The sequence below is a fragment of the Aquiflexum balticum DSM 16537 genome (genome assembly GCF_900176595.1).
Taxonomy (GTDB): Bacteria; Bacteroidota; Bacteroidia; order Cytophagales; family Cyclobacteriaceae; genus Aquiflexum; species Aquiflexum balticum.
This window is the reverse complement of sequence record NZ_LT838813.1, coordinates 432,951-453,022: the sequence shown is the minus strand read 5'-3', so window position 1 is coordinate 453,022 and position 20,072 is coordinate 432,951. Positions and strand designations below refer to the sequence as shown.

Annotated in this window: 10 protein-coding genes and 1 pseudogene; all 11 read left to right on the top strand. The window is 40.9% G+C overall.

What is annotated here, in order from left to right:
* Positions 1-10: 10 nt before the first annotated feature.
* The 11 genes and pseudogenes from B9A52_RS02070 to lpdA all read left to right on the top strand — a co-directional run bounded on the left by B9A52_RS02070 (position 11) and on the right by lpdA (position 19,935).
* Complete coding sequence (locus tag B9A52_RS02070) at positions 11-1,456, top strand: SusD/RagB family nutrient-binding outer membrane lipoprotein (RefSeq protein WP_084118740.1); 1,446 nt, start codon at positions 11-13, stop codon at positions 1,454-1,456.
* An 18-nt stretch (positions 1,457-1,474) separates the two neighbouring features.
* The gene (locus B9A52_RS02065) at positions 1,475-1,969 is read left to right on the top strand and encodes a hypothetical protein (RefSeq protein ID WP_084118739.1); all 495 of its coding nucleotides are present in this window, start codon (positions 1,475-1,477) and stop codon (positions 1,967-1,969) included.
* A gap of 720 nt (positions 1,970-2,689) precedes the next feature.
* Positions 2,690-2,965, top strand: a pseudogene (locus B9A52_RS02060) (2-oxoglutarate dehydrogenase E1 subunit family protein); the annotation flags it as partial.
* A gap of 728 nt (positions 2,966-3,693) precedes the next feature.
* On the top strand, positions 3,694-6,855 hold the full coding sequence (locus B9A52_RS02055; protein WP_084118737.1) for a VPS10 domain-containing protein: 3,162 nt from the start codon (positions 3,694-3,696) through the stop codon (positions 6,853-6,855).
* A gap of 25 nt (positions 6,856-6,880) precedes the next feature.
* Entirely contained in the window at positions 6,881-8,161 is a 1,281-nt protein-coding gene (locus B9A52_RS02050) for a M24 family metallopeptidase (protein ID WP_084118736.1), read from the top strand.
* A 359-nt stretch (positions 8,162-8,520) separates the two neighbouring features.
* Complete coding sequence (locus B9A52_RS02045) at positions 8,521-11,505, top strand: SusC/RagA family TonB-linked outer membrane protein (protein WP_084118735.1); 2,985 nt, start codon at positions 8,521-8,523, stop codon at positions 11,503-11,505.
* A gap of 9 nt (positions 11,506-11,514) precedes the next feature.
* Positions 11,515-12,900, top strand: coding sequence for a RagB/SusD family nutrient uptake outer membrane protein (locus B9A52_RS02040; RefSeq protein WP_084118734.1), 1,386 nt, complete (start codon positions 11,515-11,517; stop codon positions 12,898-12,900).
* Between the two features lie 593 nt (positions 12,901-13,493).
* The gene (locus B9A52_RS02030) at positions 13,494-16,304 is read left to right on the top strand and encodes a 2-oxoglutarate dehydrogenase E1 component (protein ID WP_084118732.1); all 2,811 of its coding nucleotides are present in this window, start codon (positions 13,494-13,496) and stop codon (positions 16,302-16,304) included.
* 115 nt (positions 16,305-16,419) lie between these two features.
* A complete protein-coding gene (odhB, locus tag B9A52_RS02025; protein WP_084118731.1) occupies positions 16,420-17,958 on the top strand; it encodes a 2-oxoglutarate dehydrogenase complex dihydrolipoyllysine-residue succinyltransferase in 1,539 nt (512 codons plus the stop codon).
* A 156-nt stretch (positions 17,959-18,114) separates the two neighbouring features.
* On the top strand, positions 18,115-18,471 hold the full coding sequence (locus tag B9A52_RS02020) for a four helix bundle protein (RefSeq protein ID WP_084118730.1): 357 nt from the start codon (positions 18,115-18,117) through the stop codon (positions 18,469-18,471).
* A gap of 66 nt (positions 18,472-18,537) precedes the next feature.
* On the top strand, positions 18,538-19,935 hold the full coding sequence (lpdA, locus tag B9A52_RS02015) for a dihydrolipoyl dehydrogenase (RefSeq protein ID WP_084118729.1): 1,398 nt from the start codon (positions 18,538-18,540) through the stop codon (positions 19,933-19,935).
* Positions 19,936-20,072 lie beyond the last annotated feature (137 nt).

The following is a 20,072-nucleotide window of genomic DNA, read 5'->3' as shown; positions in this document are numbered from 1 at the left end:
TAGGGGAAAAATGAAAAAATTATTAACATATATAGGAGCAGCAGCTTTGCTTACCTCCACAGCCTGTTCGGAATTTCTTGATATCAACGATACACCCAACAACCCGATCACGGCAACACCTGATGTATTATTGCCAACAGCTTTGGCAGGTTCTGCCTTTGCCAATGCGAATGAATTGAACAGATTTGGATCGACAATAGTCAGTGTAACAGCCGGTGCAGGAAATGCGCCCGCTGCTTATGATATCTATAACCTGGACGGTGCAAATTTCGGTAATCAGTGGAGATTTGAAATATACAATGGTGCCCTGATTACTTATGACGCATTGATCACCTCTGCGGATGCGGTCAGTTCTTCCAGTTACAAAGGTATTGCCAAGATTATGAAAGCATACACTTTTGCATTGACTACAGACGTTTGGGGAGACATTCCTTACTCTGAAGCCCTGAGAGGGTCAGAAATCACTCAACCAAGATTGGATTCTCAGCAGAATATCTATTTGGGAGGAGATGGCATCCAAAGTCTTTTTGACTTGGTCAGAGAAGGATTGGCGGATCTGAATGTAGCATCGAACATCAATCCAGGTGTTGATGACCTTGTCTACGGAGGAAACATTGACAACTGGAAAAGGGCCGGTAACTCCTTATTGTTGAAATTGGCCAACACCATTTCAAGGGTTAATCCTGCAGCGGCAACAGAGGTAATCAACCAAGTGATTGCCGGAAACAATTATATAGTAGCCAATAACCAAAATTTGAATGTCAGATTCGGTACTTCTGTAGGAAGTAGATCTCCTATTTACGAGTGGACTTATGTTTCTCTCTTCCAAAATGACATGATGATCAGTACTAGGTTTGTAAATTTGTTGCAAAGCAAAAATGACCCGAGGTTGAACATCTTTGTTACCAGACCGACAGGTGATTTCGTCACCATCGATAATGGATTCAGGGGTACATTACCACAGCCACAGAGTACATGGTCAAGATTCAGTTCTTATGTTACCGGAGCATCCGGTGAAGGTCCTGTCAGATTGGTCACCAATGCACAGACATCCTTTATTTTGGCTGAATCTGCTTTGGTTTTGGGAACTACAGGTAATGCACAGGATTATTTCCAAGCAGGTATCAGAGCTTCGATGACAGATGCAGGATTGACCGCAGAGCAGATTGATGCTTATTTCGCTACGAATTTGGCTGAGGTCACCCTAACCGGAAGTCAAGCTGAAAACCTTGAAAAAATCATGACTCAGAAGTATATTGCCTTGTACGGCAATGGTCTTGAGCAATGGAATGACTACAGAAGAACCGGATTCCCTGCACTTCAAGATCACCAAAATGCCGTAGGAATTGACGGAACCAGACCGGTACGTGCCCAATATATCAATGAGGAAATTTCACGTAACCCCAATTTCGAAATAGTTCTTCCTAATGTGAGAGTTTGGTGGGATATTGATTAATTATAAAAGAACAAGAATATGAAAAAGACTTTAAATATATTCATGACCCTGATGCTTTCATTGGTGATGTTTTCCTGTGAATCTGACTATGGCCAGTTCAACAGAGACAACAGACCTGAGATTCCATTGTCATTTACCAATACAACTTCTTTCGGTTTTGATCCTTATATTGAGATCACCAATGTGGGAACGTCACAGATTGTATTTGAAATGGAAATTCCTGAAACTTCAGGCAGAACAATCAGGGAAATTACCAGAGTTGCTGCTGGTAACACAGCAATTAACCCCGGGACTTTAAATACAGCCGGTGATTATATAGTAACGCCAATAGCAGGTCAAGGAAACAAAGTTACCTTTACCACCACTTTGGATGAATTCAGAGCTAAGAGACCGGGAGTTGCTATTACCATACCCGCAGGAGGATTTGCAGAAATTGCGTTCATCTTTCTGGTAACCTTGGATAATGGTGAAGAAATTGTATCCATGAGAGCTAGAGCTAGAGTAAGAGCCTAAATTGAATTAAATCCTAATTTAAAAAACCCCTTCGAAGGGGTTTTTTTTATGGCCAACCATTTTCAGGAGTAGGCAATCCGAAAATGCCGAATAAAAACATAAACAGGACCTAAAGAGATTCCTCTTACCTACCAATGACATATTGTGTTAAGTGCAATTATTTATTGATTTTACAATAATTTGAATCAAATAAATCTTTGTCATTCCCTTTCTGTTTCTCAACAAGACACCTCGGTGGCCGATCCCGATATCGTGGACGAAGCCAATTTGGGGTAACCTTGATGTCATTCCTTTTCTGTAAATGCCAATTTTCCCCACTACCAATGGCAGAATTTTAAATTAATGGTTTAGAACTACAATTAGCATTAAAGTTTAGAAAGAACCTTGCCTTGCCACCTCGACCCCGACGGCTTTACGGGGGAGAGGTCTGCAGCCCTCCTAGTGTCATCCCCTTTCTGTAAATGCCAATTTTCTCAACTCGGGATGACGCGTATTTAATGTCATTTCCCTTTCTGCACATTTTTAAAATGTTGAATACTCCTAATGAAGACCCTGCATTGCGTCTTAAGTCTTGTGTCTCACATCTCACATCTCACATTTCATCCATCGAGGCGGACATGTTATCTTATATCCCAAAACCGTAAACCTGTATAAACGGGTATACGGTTTTTTATAAGGGATGATCCTGATATATTTGTATAGAATAGCAAAAACTCAACAATGGATAAATTTTCCTTCATCTCCAATGCCCATGTAGCTTATATCGATGAGCTATATGCCTATTACAAATCCAATCCTGAAAATATAGATCCAAGTTGGAAAACTTTTTTTGATGGTTTTGACTTTGCCATCACCAAATTCGGGGATATGGAAGAAACAGCCCCCCCAAAGCCTGCCAATGGTAATACCACTGCCCAAGCAGAACCTGCAAACGGTTCCTTGGCAACTAGGGGGACCATCATGGATATGGAGCAATTGCCAAAAGAAATTAAAGTCTGATCTGTAGTTTTTGTTTGTCGTCATTTCGTTGGGAGATTATAAAAAGTTAACCTTTTAATTTATGAATATTTATTTTTTTCGCCTAATAGTTATGAAATAAGTAATAAATCAGGATAAAATTTAAAAAATCAATAATTTTATTTAATAATCATAGACAGAATATAAATTTGAATCATGAGCTTATTTTTAGTTTTTTTTTAAGATCAAATCAATAAATGATTGTTTTTCCAAATAATCAACCTTTTTTCGCACTTCAAGCCAAAAAAGATATTTCACTTTTCATTTTGGCTAAAATAATATTTTAATTATGTTTTATATAAATTTATCGGCTTATAGCAGAGGGATATACTATTTTTTCAAAGTTAATTGATGTTAAATTAATAAAATTTATAGAAATTGATCAGTTTTGAAATGTGCCATAAAAGATTTTTATTTATGATAGACTTGGTTAGATAACTAAAAAAAAAATTTTCTTTTTGGTATCGTACACCTAGTTAACACTAAAGTATATACCCCATTACCAGAAGCAATATCCGCCATATAGGGAATTTATATAAAAGGGCTTTCTTTCTTAAGTTCTGAAAGATATCACTGTCTGCAATTCATATTGTTAACTGATGTCCCTAAGAAAATTCGCAGAGGAACCTAAAATATATTTCAGGGTATCGGTAATTTAAGAGGGCGGAAATTGATGATTCTTGTAGAAAATCCACAAATCCATAAAAATGAAAATACACGCTCCCTTTACCCTTACCCTTATCTTTCTCTTGATTGTTCATCTTTCATTTGGGCAAGAGCAGATAAACGCAACTTCTTTAAAGCAACTTGATTTTAGGTTTATAGGTCCTGATGGTAATCGGACAATAGCCGTGAGAGGTGAACCGGGCAACCCTTTGGTGATGTATGTAGGCATGGCCTCAGGTGGTTTGTTCAAAACGGAAGACGGCGGGACCACTTGGAATTCCATTTTTGATGATATGGATATTTCCTCAGTTTCTGCATTGGCTTTAGCGCCCAGTAATCCCAATCATATATGGGCTGGTACAGGAGAGACATTCCTGATTAGACCGGCACATGCTATGGGGAATGGAATTTATAAGTCCACGGATGCTGGTAAAACTTTCCAAAATAAGGGGTTGGAAAAAACTTCGCGGATTGGTCAAATAGTGGTAGATCCAAGAAATCCTGATGTAGTCTATGTAGCCGGACTAGGGCATACCTATGGTCCTCAAAAAGAAAGAGGTGTTTACAAAACTACTGATGGGGGCAATAATTGGGAGCATGTATTATTTGTAGATGAAGGAACAGGGGCAGTTGATCTCGCCATGAACCCCAAAAATCCGGATATTGTATTTGCTGCATTTTGGTCCATTGATATCAAGACTTGGGGTCTGAACAGTGGCGGACCTGGAGGAGGAATTTACAGAACCAAAGACGGGGGAAAGACATGGGAACCTATGAAGAATAATGGTCTTCCCGGTGGTGAAAAAAATCCTGTTGGAAAAAGTGCTGTCGCCATATCCCATAGCAATCCGGATGTAGTTTATGCATTGTTTGAAATGGAAAGCCCACAGCTTTGGAAGTCCACTGATGGAGGTGACTCTTGGGAACTTACATTGATCAATCATACCATCAACGAAAGGGCACCTTATTACACCAGGCTTAGGGTTTCCACAGATAATCCGGAGGAGATTTATTTTGCTTCCGTAAGATTCAGTACTTCTAAAGATGGGGGCAAGACAATTACTCAATCAGGGTATCGGGCAGGAGGAGATAACCATGACATATGGGTTGACCCACTCAATCCTGATAGAATTTTAGTTGCCCATGACGGGGGATTGGGAATGACTTGGAACAGACAAAAAACTTACAAGCAATTTGTGTTTCCCAATGCCCAGATGTATCATGTTTGGACAGATAATCAGGTTCCCTACAATGTCTATGGCAACCGTCAGGACGGATATTCCTATAGAGGTCCCAGCAATAGCCGACAGGGCAGTATACCCTTAGGCCTTTGGCATGCTGTCGGAGGATGTGAAAGTGGATGGGCAATACCTGACCCAGTTGACAATAATATTGTATGGTCCGGCTGTTATGATGGAGGACTGCAGGTTTATGATCTCAGAACAGGTCATGCCAGAGATGTCAGGGTTTGGCCGGAAGCAGGCTACGGTTGGGCACCTGCTGATATGAAGTACAGATGGCATTGGTCTTTCCCATTATTCATCAGTCCCCATTTCCACAAAAGGGTTTATGTAGGTAGTCAGTTTGTCCACATGACAGAAGACTATGGGCAGAGTTGGAAACTGATCAGTCCCGATCTTACGCGCAACAACAAAAGTCACCAACAATCCTCCGGAGGTATAGCTACAGACAATCTCATGACTTTTGATGCTTCTGTCTTATTTGCAATAGCAGAATCACAAATACAAGATGGATTGATCTGGGTAGGATCTAATGATGGATTGGTACATGTCACCAAAGATGGTGGAAAGAACTGGATAAATGTAACTGAAAATATACCTGGGAAGCCTGATTTGGGGACTATTTCAAGTATTGAACCCTCAAAGCATCAGGCAGGAGAGGCTTATTTGACGGTGGATGCGCACCAACTTGGGGACTTTGACCCTTACATTTACAAGACCAGTGATTATGGTAACACCTGGAAGAAAATTTCTCTTGGCATAGAGAAATCAGAATCCTCTTTTGTCCATGTAGTCAGAGAAGATCCTGCAGTACCAAAACTTTTGTATGCCGGTACGGATAAAGGTCTCTATATTTCAAAAGATGATGGCAATTCTTGGTTTCGATTGAGAAACAACCTGCCCCCTGCTCCAATCTATTGGCTTACTATACAGGAAGAGTTCAAAGATTTGGTTATAGGAACATACGGAAGGGGATTTTACATTTTGGATGATGTTACGCCAATCAGGGAGATGTCTAAAGAGGTGCTTGATTCAAAATTTCACCTTTTCAGTCAAAGGCCTGCTTACAGATTTCATGAGGTACAGGGGATCAAGACAGAAGGTAGAACCATGACCACCGGGTCGAATCCTCCTTATGGCATGGATATCAATTATTATCTGAAAGGACCAGCTAAAGAGGTAAAGATAGAAATCAGAAAAAAGGATGGGACTTTGATCAGAACGATTGCCGGCAAAGGTGATGCAGGGGTAAACCGTGTTTGGTGGGATTTAAGATATGAGCCCACACTCCAACCCAGGTTGTTGGCTGCCCCGCCTGACAAGCCTTGGGTAAAACTTGAGGGCCGGGAATTCAGACCTTTAGTGACATGGGATCTGGATCTCTATCGAGGACAATTGGGCCCCAGGGTAGTGCCGGGTGAATATGAGCTTATTGTCACCGTAGATGGAATTATAGAACAACAGGAAATCACCGTACTCAAAGACCCCAACACAGTAGGATCAATTTCGGATATTGAAAAGCAAGTGGCATTGTCATTAAAATTGAATGATGCCATGAATGAAGTAGTTCAAATAATCAATGAAATTGAACTTATAAGAAAAGAATTGGAAGAATTGATTGTACTCAAAGATGATTCGGAGCTACAGAAAAAGACGAAGGAACTGGAAGATAAAATCCTGAAAGTTGAGGGTGAATTGTTTGATATCAATCTGACCGGAGCGCGGGAGGATGCATTTAGAGCACCTATGAAGCTCTATGGAAGAATCAGTGCATTGGCCAGCGATATAGGCGGTTTCGGTGCGGATTTCAGACCTACTGACCAGCAAATGGAAGTCTATGGCTTATTCCGAAAGCAATTGGATGATGTTCAGGTTCAATACAAAAAATTAATAGATCAAGAAATTCCCATTTTCAACCGTTACCTGATCTCTAAAGATCTGGAATTGAAGTTGAAAAAATAATCCTTTCAAAATCATCAAAGTCTATATGAAATTTACCAGGCGTTCATTTGTAAAAGCTGCTTCATTGGTGCCGGCTTTATCATTTACCTATTTCTCATGTAACGATGAGAGTAAGATTCAATCACCGGTAGGTGAGCCTCTGCCCGATTCGATGTCCAATCTTAAAAATATGACGGCAGATGTAATTCCCATATCCAGAGAGGAAAGACTCGGACGAATCGAAAAAGCGCAAATGCTCATGAATCAAGAGAAAATTGATGCGCTCTTTTTGGAACCGGGAACTTCAATGAAATATTTTTTGGATTTTGATTTCTTTCTTTCGGAAAGGATGGTAGCAGCCATAATTCCAGCCAAAGGGGAACCTGTCTATATCTGCCCAAAATTTGAAGAAGATAAAGTAGGCGAACTTGTCAAATTTGGAAATGAAATACGTACTTGGCAAGAACATGAAAGCCCGTACGAAGTAGTAAAGGGTATCCTTAATGATCTCATAGGAAGTACAGGCGCATTGGGCATTGAGGAAAGGTGTAGATTTTTTCTTTATGATGGGATCAAAAATCAACTGTCCAATTTCAGATTTGTACTGGCAGATAATGTTACTGCAGGTTGTAGAATGTATAAATCAAAGGCAGAAATTGCGCTGATGCAAAAAGCAAATGACATTACAATAGCAGCATACAAGGTTGTTTTTGATTCACTAAAAGTAGGAATGACGCAAGAAGAATTTAGAACTATTGCAAGCCAGGCTCACCAATCCCTTGGAGCAAGTGGCTCTATTGGTGCAAATTTTGGAGAATGGACTGCCTTTCCTCACGGAAGCAGTAAGCCACAAAAACTTAAGGAAGGAGATATTGTTTTAGCTGACGGGGGTTGCACCATTGAAGGGTATAAATCAGATATCAGCAGAACCATCGTTTTTGGGACACCAACGGAAAGGCAAAAGCAAGTTTGGGACCTCGCAAAAGTAGCGCAGGAAGCAGCCTTTGAATTGGCCAAAAAACAAGGAACTACATGCGAAGAATTGGATTCTGCTGCCAGAAAAGTCATCTCAGATGGCGGTTTTGGTCCAGATTATAAATATTTCTCACACAGACTTGGTCATGGAATAGGAATGGACGGTCATGAATGGACAAACTTGGTCAGGGGAAACAAAACCCCACTTCAAAAAGGGATGTGCTTCAGCAATGAACCAGGAATTTATATAATAGGGGAGTTTGGAGTCAGGGTAGAAGATTGTATGTATATTTCGGAAAATGGACCGGTTTACTTTTCTTCTCCAGCACAAAGTATTGATAAACCATTCTAATTAATTATTAATTGCGAAATTTTATTTTACTTAGTATTTTATTAAATTTCTAATTCCGAAACTGAGCATTGTCCCCCTATAAAGTCAAGAATAGTATGTAAGAATGAATAAAATTAAGTTAATCAAATGAATAAAGAGAGCCTATCAGCAAGGTTAAGCTTCCTGACCACCCAAAAATATTGTATTCTCTAAATTCAATTCAACAGAATTGATCTCAGAGGTAGGTTATAAAAACATAAAAATATTGAAAGCAATCATTCACGAGTATTCATAATTGTCAGAAGAATTTCCAAAATCCATAATAACTAAACACCCAATAACCAATTTCACAATTTTCTATCAACCAAAACAAAAACTCTATGAAAAATGAAATTTTACTCAGTTTTCTTTTGATGCTGTTTGTTGTTTTCCCCACCTGGGCACAACAGCAGACAGTAACAGGAACTGTGACTGCAGCGGGGGACAATTTATCCCTCCCAGGTGTAGTCGTCCTTGAAAAGGGGACCACGCAAGGTACCACAACGGATATAGATGGAAAGTATTCCATCAATGTATCGGGACCCAATGCTGTCCTTGTATTTACTTATATTGGCTTTTTGCCACAAGAAGCAAGTGTGGGTAATAGATCAATTATCGACATGGTCCTCCAAGAAGACGTAAAACTACTTGGAGAAGTAGTGGTAACAGGCTATGGTACCCAGGAGCGAAAAACGCTGACCTCTTCAATCTCCTCTGTATCTTCCAAAGATATTCAGGGTCTACCTATGGCATCACCCGATCAGATGATTCAAGGTAGAGCCGCCGGGGTTCAAGTAAATTCAAGTTCAGGTACTCCGGGAGGTGGTATGTTTATCAGGGTGAGGGGAAGTACCTCCATCAATGCCAGTTCTGACCCGCTTTACGTGGTAGATGGAATTCCAATTGTATCAGATAATCAATCCGCTGTGGGACTTGGAGGACAGATTACAAACCCTCTAGCGGATTTGAATCCAGCAGATATTGAATCCATGGAAATATTGAAGGATGCCTCAGCAACGGCGATTTATGGAGCAAGGGCAGCCAATGGTGTAGTACTTATCACCACTAAGCGAGGATCCATGCAAAAAGCTAAAATTGAAATCAATTCATATATTGGCGTCCAATCTCTATGGAGACAACCTGATGTAGTAGATGGGTCTACATTTGAAAGGTTGATCAATGAATCTAGGGTAAATAATGGGCAGACACCTTTATTCCCGAACCCCGAATCAGCGTTGAATACGGATTGGATGGGGGAAATATTTCAAGATGCTCCAATTTCCAATTTCGATGCTTCTATCAGTGCCGGTACTGACAAAGTGAAGTATTTGGTTTCTTTGAATCAGTTTGACCAGGACGGTGTCACTAAGCCATCGCAATTTAAAAGAACAAGTGGTCGGGTGAATCTAGATTTTGCTGCATCTGAAAAATTGAACATCGGTACGAGCATATTGATTTCCAGAAACTTCAGAAACAGGGTCAGAAACGATAACAATATTTTCGGTGCCATTGGTGCGGCGTATTTCTTGCCTACCAACCAGCCGATATTTCAGCCTGATGGCTCTTATACTAAGTTTTCCATTTTTGAAAACCCAGTAGCAGCTGTGGAAGAGGTAGATATCGCAATGGTGACGAACAGGATATTGGCCAATATATATGCGGATTACGAAATTGCCCAAGGCTTGATCTTCAGATCTACCTGGAGTCTTGACTACAACAATGTGAAGGAGGATAGATATGACAACACTTTGCTAAATACCGGGGCTGCCACAAATGGTGATGCATCTTCCATTGTAACGGTTAATGACAATTGGATTTGGGAAAATGTGCTTTCCTACCAAAAGGTCTTTGGGACGAACCATAGTGTCAATGCGCTTCTAGGTTATGCTGCCCAAAATAGCTACTTCGAAAGGACCACGGCTGCCGGTCAGCAGTTTCCAAGCAATGACTTCCGAAGAATTGCCAGTGCTGCGGTGCAAACTTCCTCATCTACAGGTAGTGGTTGGGGTATTGAGGGTATTTTTGCCCGTGTGAATTATGCCTACAAAGGTAAATATCTAGCTACTGTCAATGTTCGTCGAGATGCATCATCCCGATTTGGAACAGCCAATCAGTCGGCAATATTTCCTTCATTCGCTCTTGGTTGGGTTATGACTGAGGAAAGCTTCATGGCTAACCAATCATTTATTAGTACCTTGAAGCCCAGATTTAGCTGGGGTGTCACAGGAAACCAAAACGGTATAGGAGATTTCCAATCAAGAGGTTTATGGGGTGGTGGAGCCAACTATACAGATTTTCCAGGTACTGCGCCTAACCAGTTGGCAAACCCTGACCTTAAATGGGAAACTACTACGCAAACAAACATTGGTATAGATGTGGGCGTTCTCAACGATCGCTTTACCTTAACATTTGATTGGTACAATAAGCAGACAGAAGATTTGCTTTTGGCAGTTCCTCTACCTAGATCCACTGGATTTAACTCTATAGTTCAGAATTTTGGAGCAATGGAGAACAAAGGTTTTGAAATAGGCATTATGGGTGTGATTGCGAACAAAAAGGACTTCTCTTGGGATTTTGGATTTAATATTTCCCAAAACAGAAACCTTGTTAAAAAAATCGCAGCTCCTTTCAATGTATTTACCAGAGACGTTATCCGGGTAGAGGAAGGACTTCCCCTTTTCTCCTTCTGGCTTCATGACCAGGTAAGTGTAGATCCGGAAACAGGTATTTCTATTTACAGAACAGTGAACGGAGAAGCGCCTGTGAATTCATCTGATTTCAATGCGGGACGTGATCGTTTTATTGTAGGAAATGCACAGCCGGATTTCTTTGGTGGTCTCAATTCAAATATGAGATTTAAAAACTTTGACTTCAACATGTTCTGGCAGGGCACCTATGGTAATGACCAGTTAAACTGGGTAAGGTTCTTCCAAGAGCATGGTGGTACAAGAAACACGGGTTTTGTAGGTTCTCAGCTTGACAGATGGCAGCAGCCGGGCGATATCACAGATGTTCCCCGAATGGTTTCAGCAAACTACAGGGGAGATTTACGTCCTGGTAGATTCTTGGAAGATGGTAGTTATCTAAGACTTAAAAACTTAACCATTGGTTATACTTTACCATATGCCATTACCGAAAGAATAGGATTTAGTAGGATTAGAGTTTATGGTTCAGGTCAAAACCTACTGACATTTACCAATTACACCGGTTTGGATCCTGAAGTAAATACTGGTGCAGATCAGGGTGGCTTGGCAGAGGGTATCGACCTTTACGCTATGCCCCAGCCAAGAGTAATTATGGGCGGTGTTAATCTAACCTTTAAATAAGAACTCAATATGAAAATCATACAAAAAATAAATACAGTAATTTGTATTGGACTAATTACGATCTCTTGTAACGTATTGGACCAAGAACCTGAATTGCAAATATCAGATGAGAGAGCCATTACCAACCTTAGTGGAGCGACTTCTGCACTCTTTGGAGCATACGATCAGATACAAGGTGTATATCAAGGACGTCTTCAAAGGGTAAGTGATGTTTCAGGAGATGTTTCTCAAAGCATTGGAACCTGGGATTTCTACAGAGAAATGGATACTTATGCTGTTTCTGCTGATAATACAGAAATTTTAGACTTATGGACCTTTGTTTACCGTACTGTAAATCAGGCAAATAATCTTATTGCCGAAGTGCCAAACATTGAAGCTACCCAAACACAGAAAGATAATATTCTTGGACAAGCCTATTTTCTTAGAGCTTTGGCATACTTTGATGCAGCAAGAGTTTGGGGTGGTGTACCAGGTGTTTTTGGTGAACTTGGGGTTCCTTTGGTATTAAACCCTTCCAGAGGAGTGGATGAAAATTCATTCCCTGCCCGTGCTACCTTGCAGGCCACGTATGCTCAGGTAAAATCTGACCTTGATGAAGCATTGAGATTGCTTCCTGAAAATCAAGCAAACAATGCGGCAACCCGTGGTCGTGCTACTAAGCCGGCAGCCAGAGCTCTTTTGAGTAGGTTACATCTTTATTTGGGACAGTATGCAGAAGCTGAAGCACGTGCATCAGAAGTAATTGCAGATAGTAAGTTCTCTTTGGTTGAATATGCAACCATATTTTCTTCGGACAACAGCAACGAGTCGATTTTCGAAGTTCAATTTAACAATGCCGATCAAAGTGGATTGAGATTCTGGTACGCTCCCGGAGCAATAGGTGGTCGTGGCGAGTTAGCTGCCCATGATGATTTCTATAATAGTTTTGCCGATGAAGATGATAGGAAAGCTTTATTTGGGCGAGATGCAGTAGTGGGAGTTTGGTATCCCACTAAATATATCAGAGCGGGTAACGTAGATAATGGCCATGTTCTTCGAATCGCTGAAATGTACCTCAATCGTGCTGAAGCCAGAGCTAGAAAAAGCAGCCCAGACTTGGCAGGTGCAAGAGCTGATCTCGATATGGTCAGAACCAGAGCTGGTATTGGTGCATTTGCAGATGATATCCCATTACTTGATGCAATCGAAAGGGAAAGAAGATGGGAGTTTTATGCAGAAGGCCATATTTTCTTCGATTTGGTAAGAACAGGTCGTGCTATGACGGTACTTCAGGGTGTTGGTAGAAAAAATGGTCCTCCGGTTGGTATATCTAATCCCGGCAGACAGGTTATGCCAATCCCTAGAAGTGAAGTAGATGCAAATCCAAATATGCAACAAAACAGCGTTTATAATTAAGGGAAATGATTGTTAATCCAGGATAGATTAACCTCAATAACCAACCGATTTTTAACCATCTAAGCTGATATTCTTGATGTCAGCTTAGATGTCTTTAGTTTTATCCAATCCAGATAAACAACCCAAGTTATTTTATCATAAAAAAATGGGGATTCTGTTAATGAATTTGTAAAACTCAGTTTTTTTTGAAAGCGGTACGGCCAGAGGTGAAGCTTGGAAATCTTGATTGAAACTTTCTTTATATTATAAAAAAAACAGTGCCTAATGGGTGCTGTTTTTTTATTTTGAACTGCCAGAATTCCCAAAATCAGCTTGTCTTCTTCCAATGCCTGAATTTCTGGCTCTTGGATTTTCAATTATTTAGTTTTCAGATGAAATTGGTAGTTCAGGACTTATTTGAGAAACTGAAATTAATGTCCTTTCTAAGTTATAAAATTAACTTTAAGAGTATATTCTCTTGCTTTTTTTGTGAATCAGTATTTCAGTTAGACAATAACTTTTGTTTTCTAAAATATATATTCGTAAAAACGAATAAGCAGTTTTTATACATATTTTAGATCCCTTATATTTGTCTATTAATCTCAAAATTAACCATGGATAAATTTTCCTTCATCTCCAATGCACACGTAGCTTACATCGATGAGCTGTATGCCGCATTCAAAAACAACCCGGAAAGCATAGACCCAAGTTGGAAAACATTCTTTGATGGCTTTGATTTTGCCATCACCAAATTTGGGGATACGGATGAAGCACTTGCCACAAAACCCTCTAACGGTAATGCTCCTTCCCAAGTAGCACCTGCAAATGGCGCTTTGGCCACAAGAGGAACAATCATGGATATGGAGCAATTGCCTAAAGAAATTAAGGTAAGGGCGCTTATTCACGCTTACAGATCTAGGGCGCATTTGAGGTCAAAAACAAATCCGGTCCGTGAAAGAAGGGACAGAAAGGCACTTATTGACCTCGAAGATTTTGGCTTGGATCAAAATGACCTGAACACGGAATTTCAGGCAGGAAAAGAAATCGGTATAGGTACAGTAAAATTGTCAAAAATTGTCGAATCCCTTAAAATCATCTATGAAGGTGCTATTGGGTTCGAATATCTATATATCCGAGAGCCTGAAATGTTGGATTGGTTGAAAACCAAGATTGAAAAGGAAGCATTGGCATTCAATCCTGAAGTAGAAGAAAAGAAGAGAATCCTTTCCAAATTAAATCAGGCAGTCGTTTTTGAAAACTTTTTACATACCAAATATATCGGACAAAAAAGATTTTCTCTAGAAGGGGGTGAAAGCACTATTCCGTTTTTGGATGCCGTCATCAATACTTCCGTGTCCCTTGGCGTAGAAGAAGTCATGATCGGCATGGCGCACAGAGGAAGGTTGAATGTACTGGCCAACATCATGGGTAAAACCTATGAACAGATTTTTTCTGAGTTTGAAGGCACCGCAAAGCCCGATTTGACCATGGGTGATGGAGATGTGAAGTACCATATGGGGTATTCCAGTGATATCATCACTCCTGACGGAAAAAAGGTAAATATGAAATTGGCACCTAATCCATCCCATTTGGAAGCGGTCAATCCTGTGGTGGAAGGATTTATCCGCGCCAAAATTGATTCTCAACATAAGGGAGATTCCAAAAAGGCATTACCGATATTGATTCATGGGGATGCAGCAGTGGCAGGACAGGGCATTGTCTATGAAGTGACACAGATGGCCGGTCTCAAAGGATACAATACAGGCGGTACTATTCACTTTGTGATCAACAATCAGGTTGGTTTCACCACCGACTTTGACGATGCCAGGTCTTCAATATACTGTACAGATGTGGCCAAAATGATCGATGCTCCTGTGATTCACGTCAATGGAGATAATGCTGAGGCGGTGGTATTTGCAGCAAAATTGGCTGCCGAATTCCGTCAGAAATTTGACAAGGATATTTTTGTGGACATGGTATGCTACAGAAGGCATGGCCACAATGAATCAGATGAGCCAAAGTTTACACAACCTGAACTCTATAACATCATCTCCAAACACCCAAATCCAAGAGAAATATATGTCAAGAAATTGACAGAAAGAGGAGACATAGATGCAGAGATTGCTCAGGTGATGGACCAGGAGTTCCGCCAGTTATTGCAGGATAGGTTGAATATGGTGAAGGAAAAACCCTTGCCTTATCAGTTTACCAAATTTGAACAGGCATGGCTTTCCATGAGGAGATCCAATCCTGAAGATTTTGATCAATCTCCTGACACAGGGGTTTCTGAGGAAATGATAAATAAAGTGGCTGAGGCATTGACGGTTGTTCCCAAAGGCTTCAAACCTATCAAGCAGATTGAAGTTCAGCTGAAGCAAAGAAAAGACATGTACTTCAATTCCAGGTCCCTCAATTGGGCTGCTGCTGAATTGTTGGCCTATGGTACAATGTTGTTGGAGGGAAAAACTGTAAGAATTACAGGTCAAGATTGTCAGCGTGGTACATTTTCCCACAGACATGCTGTGGTGCATGATGCCAATAGCAATAAGCCTTATAATTTTCTGAAAGAATTAAAAGACAGCAAAGGACAGTTCCATATTTACAATTCCCTATTGTCAGAATATGCGGTTTTGGGTTTTGAATATGGTTACAACATGGCCAACCCACATTCCTTGGTGATTTGGGAAGCACAGTTTGGTGATTTTGCCAATGGTGCCCAGACCATGATCGATCAGTTTATTTCCTCAGGAGAATCCAAATGGGGTAAAATGAACGGATTGGTGATGCTGCTTCCTCATGGCTATGAAGGACAGGGACCGGAACATTCCAATGCGCGTCCTGAAAGATTTTTGCAGCTTTCTGCCGAATACAACATGGTGGTGGCCAACATTACCGAGCCATCCAATTTCTTCCACATGTTGAGAAGACAATTGGCCTGGGAATTCAGAAAACCTTGTATAGTTATGTCCCCCAAATCCCTGTTGAGACATCCAAAAGTGGTTTCTCCCGTGGAGGAATTTACAAATGGCCGATTTAGAGAAATCATCGGGGACAGTACTGTAAAATCCAAAGATGTCAAAAGGGTAGTGCTTTGTTCAGGTAAAATCTATTACGACCTTGAAGAAGCGAGAGAGAAAGAAAAGGTCTCTGATGTGGCCATAATCAGAATTGAGCAATTGCATCCTCTTCCTAAAAAACAAATTTTGGAAGAATTGAAGGCCTACAAAAATGCTGAAATTGTTTGGGTTCAGGAAGAACCAGAAAACATGGGCTATTGGAATTACATCCTAAGATTGCTGTATAAGGATCTCCCCATGGACTTGATAGCAAGGAAAACCTCCGCATCTCCTGCCACAGGTTACCATAAGGTACACGTGCAGGAACAGAATGCCATCATCGAAAAAGCATTAAAAATTTCAAAATAATCCCTACGCCGTGTTGATCTGATTGGATCAATACGGTTTCAGGTTTAATTTAATCTATTCAGAAAAATTAACCTTGGATTCGAAACATCGGGTTTGGGGGTAAAAAAGAAAAACAATGAGCCTAGAAATTAAAGTCCCAACAGTAGGGGAGTCCATTTCGGAAGTGACCATAGGACAATGGTTTAAAAAAGAAGGTGACTACGTAGAAATGGATGAAGTCATCTGTGAGTTGGAATCTGACAAAGCTACTTTTGAATTGGCAGCTGAAGCTGCAGGTGTGTTAAGAATCAAAGCTGAAGAAGGAGATACCTTAGAAATAGGAGCGGTAATCTGTGAAATTGAAACGGATGCCAAAGCATCTGTTGCCAAAGAAGAAAAAGCAGCTTCAAAAGAGGCCTCTAAATCTTCAGGTAAAACCGGAGAAGTCAAAAATATGATTGTCCCAACTGTTGGAGAATCTATCACTGAAGTTACTTTGGCCAATTGGCTTAAGGCTGATGGGGATTATGTGGAACTGGATGAAATCATTGCGGAAGTGGATTCTGATAAAGCGACTTTTGAATTGCCTGCCGAAGCGACAGGTATTTTGAAACATGTAGCCCAGGAAGGTGACACTTTGGAAATCGGCGGATTGATATGCAAAATAGAAGTAACTGAGGGTGGTGCACCTGAACCCACTGGTAAAAAACAGGATTCGGATTCAAACATTTCCCAAAAAGATTCCCAGAAAGAAACCTATGCCACGGGCCATGCTTCCCCGGCTGCTGCAAAAATATTGGCTGAAAAAGGAATTGATCCTCAGGATATCAAGGGAACAGGCATAGATGGACGCATCACAAAAGAAGATGCAGAAGCCGCACAAAAACCAGTGAAAACAGTGCCTAAAGTTGATATGCCTAAAGCTGAAACACCAAAGGCATCAGCTGAAGTGACTGCACCGAAAGTTGCAGGCTCCCGTGAAAGCAAAAGAGAGAAAATGTCTTCCTTAAGAAGGACTGTTTCCAGAAGATTAGTAGCTGTAAAGAATGAGACGGCCATGCTGACCACATTTAATGAGGTCAACATGGGCCCAATCATGGACATGAGAAAGAAATTCAAAGATCAGTTCAAAGAGAAGCATGGTGTCAACCTTGGTTTTATGTCTTTCTTTACCAAAGCTGTATGTGTAGCCTTACAGGAATGGCCTGCAGTCAATGCTCAGATCGATGGTAATGAAATCATCTATAATGACTTCTGTGATATTTCCATTGCGGTTTCAGCACCCAAAGGCTTGGTGGTACCGGTCATAAGGAATGCAGAGGCGATGAGCTTTGAACAGATCGAAAAAGAAGTGGTCAGATTGGCTACTAAAGCCAGGGACAATAAATTGTCTATTGAGGAAATGACAGGAGGAACTTTCACCATCACCAATGGAGGTGTATTCGGTTCCATGATGTCCACTCCGATCATCAATGCTCCACAGTCAGCCATTTTGGGCATGCACAATATCGTGGAAAGACCAATGGCTGTAAATGGTGAAGTGAAAATTTTACCCATGATGTACTTGGCGCTTTCATATGATCACAGGATCATTGATGGCAGGGAGTCGGTAAGTTTCCTTGTCAGGGTAAAGCAGCTTCTTGAGGATCCGACAAGGTTGTTGTTTGGGGTTTGATCTGTTGTACAAAGTACGATTTACCATGTACCAAGCATAGGTTTTATCTGAGGGGTAGGTGAAAATAATCGGATAAGTTGGGGGTGAGGTTAAGAGATAGGATGAGTAAGTGTTAAATTGAAGTTTTCCATTTTATTCACTTAAACTATTACGACCATGCATCGATACAAAGAATTAAAGGTTTGGCAGAAGGCCATTGACTTAGCTGTTGAAGTTTACAGAATCACTGAAAAGCTACCGAAAGATGAAAGGTTTGGTCTGATCGGCCAAATGAACAGATCGGCTGTTTCAATTCCCTCAAACATTGCAGAAGGTGCGGGAAGAAATACCGACAAAGATTTCAATAATTTTCTTGGTGTTGCTTTAGGTTCTTCATTTGAACTGGATACCCAATTAGTGATTTCCAATAAGCTTGAATATGTTAATGATCAGGATTTTCAAAAAACAGAAAAAGAGCTTGAACATCTTCAGAACATGATTGTCAAGCTTAAAATAAGTTTAAATTCTAAATAAGCATTTATTTTCTTGGTACTTAGTACATTGTACTTGGTACCAAGAAATTAGTATCAAGACAAAAATATGTACGACCTTATAGTAATCGGCTCCGGACCAGGAGGATATGTTGCAGCCATCAGAGCAGCCCAATTGGGTATGAATACTGCCATCATTGAAAAATATCCAACACTAGGGGGCACATGCCTCAACGTGGGTTGTATCCCCTCAAAAGCCCTGCTGGATTCCTCAGAGCACTATCACAATGCTGCACACACTTTTAAAACCCATGGCATTAATCTGAGTAGTCTGAAGGTAGACCTCGACCAGATGATCGCAAGGAAAGACGATGTGGTAAAACAGAATGTGGATGGGATTCAATTTTTGATGAAGAAAAATAAAATTGAGGTGCACCATGGTCTCGGTTCCTTTGTAGATAAAAATACCATAAAGGTGACCAAGGATGATGGTACTTCTGAAGAGATCAAAGGCAAAAATATCATCATTGCCACAGGCTCCAAACCTTCATCCCTTCCTTTTATCAAACTTGACAAGAAAAGAGTCATCACCTCTACTGAAGCCCTGAATCTTAAGGAAATTCCCAAGCATATGATTGTCATTGGAGGTGGTGTGATCGGAATGGAATTGGGTTCTGTCTATGGCAGAATGGGTGCAAAAGTATCCGTAGTGGAATATATGGATTCTTTGATTCCTTCCATGGACAAAACCATGGGTAAGGAATTACAAAAGTCCTTGAAGAAACTCGGTTTTGAGTTTTACCTCAAACACAAGGTGGTCGAGGTAGAAAACAAAGGCAAAGAAGTCATCGTGAAGGCAGAGAATTCCAAAGGAGAAACTGTGGAACTGAAAGGAGACTATGTGTTGGTTTCCATAGGAAGAAGACCTTATACAGATGGGTTAAATGCAGAAGCAGCAGGGGTAAAAATCACCGATAGAGGTCAGGTAGAAGTGGACGAATATCTCAGAACCAATGTACCTAATATCTATGCTATTGGCGATGTGGTCAAAGGCGCCATGTTGGCCCACAAAGCAGAGGAAGAAGGTACTTTTGTTGCAGAAGTAATCGCAGGTCAGAAACCCCATATCAATTACCTTTTGATCCCTGGAGTAGTGTATACCTGGCCAGAAGTGGCTGCTGTGGGTTACACCGAGGAGCAATTAAAAGAAAAAGGCATCAAATATAAAACAGGCAAATTCCCTTTTATGGCCTCAGGCCGGGCAAGGGCATCCATGGACACTGATGGCTTGGTCAAAGTATTGGCAGATGCCGAAACGGACGAAATCTTAGGCGTACACATGATAGGTCCCAGAACAGCCGATATGATTGCCGAAGCAGTGGTTGCCATGGAGTTCAGGGCTTCAGCAGAAGACATCGCCCGAATGTCCCATGCCCATCCTACCTACACCGAAGCATTTAAAGAAGCCTGTCTGGCAGCTACGGATAATCGGGCATTGCATATTTAGTCCACTAGACCTTTGAGGTTTTTTTTAAACCTCGAAGGGTCTTCCTCTAGGATTAGAGGTTAAAAACCTTCGAGGTCCTGTCGTCGCGGTTTGGAAGACCTCAAAGGTTCAAAAAACCGCCCGCTGCCTAATCAATT

Coding starts and splice junctions, on each gene's coding strand:
- B9A52_RS02050 (WP_084118736.1), top strand. CDS start 6,881: ATGAAATTTACCAGGCGTTCATTTGTAAAAGCTGCTTCATTGGTGCCG.
- lpdA (WP_084118729.1), top strand. CDS start 18,538: ATGTACGACCTTATAGTAATCGGCTCCGGACCAGGAGGATATGTTGCA.
- B9A52_RS02070 (WP_084118740.1), top strand. CDS start 11: ATGAAAAAATTATTAACATATATAGGAGCAGCAGCTTTGCTTACCTCC.
- B9A52_RS02055 (WP_084118737.1), top strand. CDS start 3,694: ATGAAAATACACGCTCCCTTTACCCTTACCCTTATCTTTCTCTTGATT.
- B9A52_RS02045 (WP_084118735.1), top strand. CDS start 8,521: ATGAAAAATGAAATTTTACTCAGTTTTCTTTTGATGCTGTTTGTTGTT.
- B9A52_RS02020 (WP_084118730.1), top strand. CDS start 18,115: ATGCATCGATACAAAGAATTAAAGGTTTGGCAGAAGGCCATTGACTTA.
- B9A52_RS02065 (WP_084118739.1), top strand. CDS start 1,475: ATGAAAAAGACTTTAAATATATTCATGACCCTGATGCTTTCATTGGTG.
- B9A52_RS02030 (WP_084118732.1), top strand. CDS start 13,494: ATGGATAAATTTTCCTTCATCTCCAATGCACACGTAGCTTACATCGAT.
- odhB (WP_084118731.1), top strand. CDS start 16,420: ATGAGCCTAGAAATTAAAGTCCCAACAGTAGGGGAGTCCATTTCGGAA.
- B9A52_RS02040 (WP_084118734.1), top strand. CDS start 11,515: ATGAAAATCATACAAAAAATAAATACAGTAATTTGTATTGGACTAATT.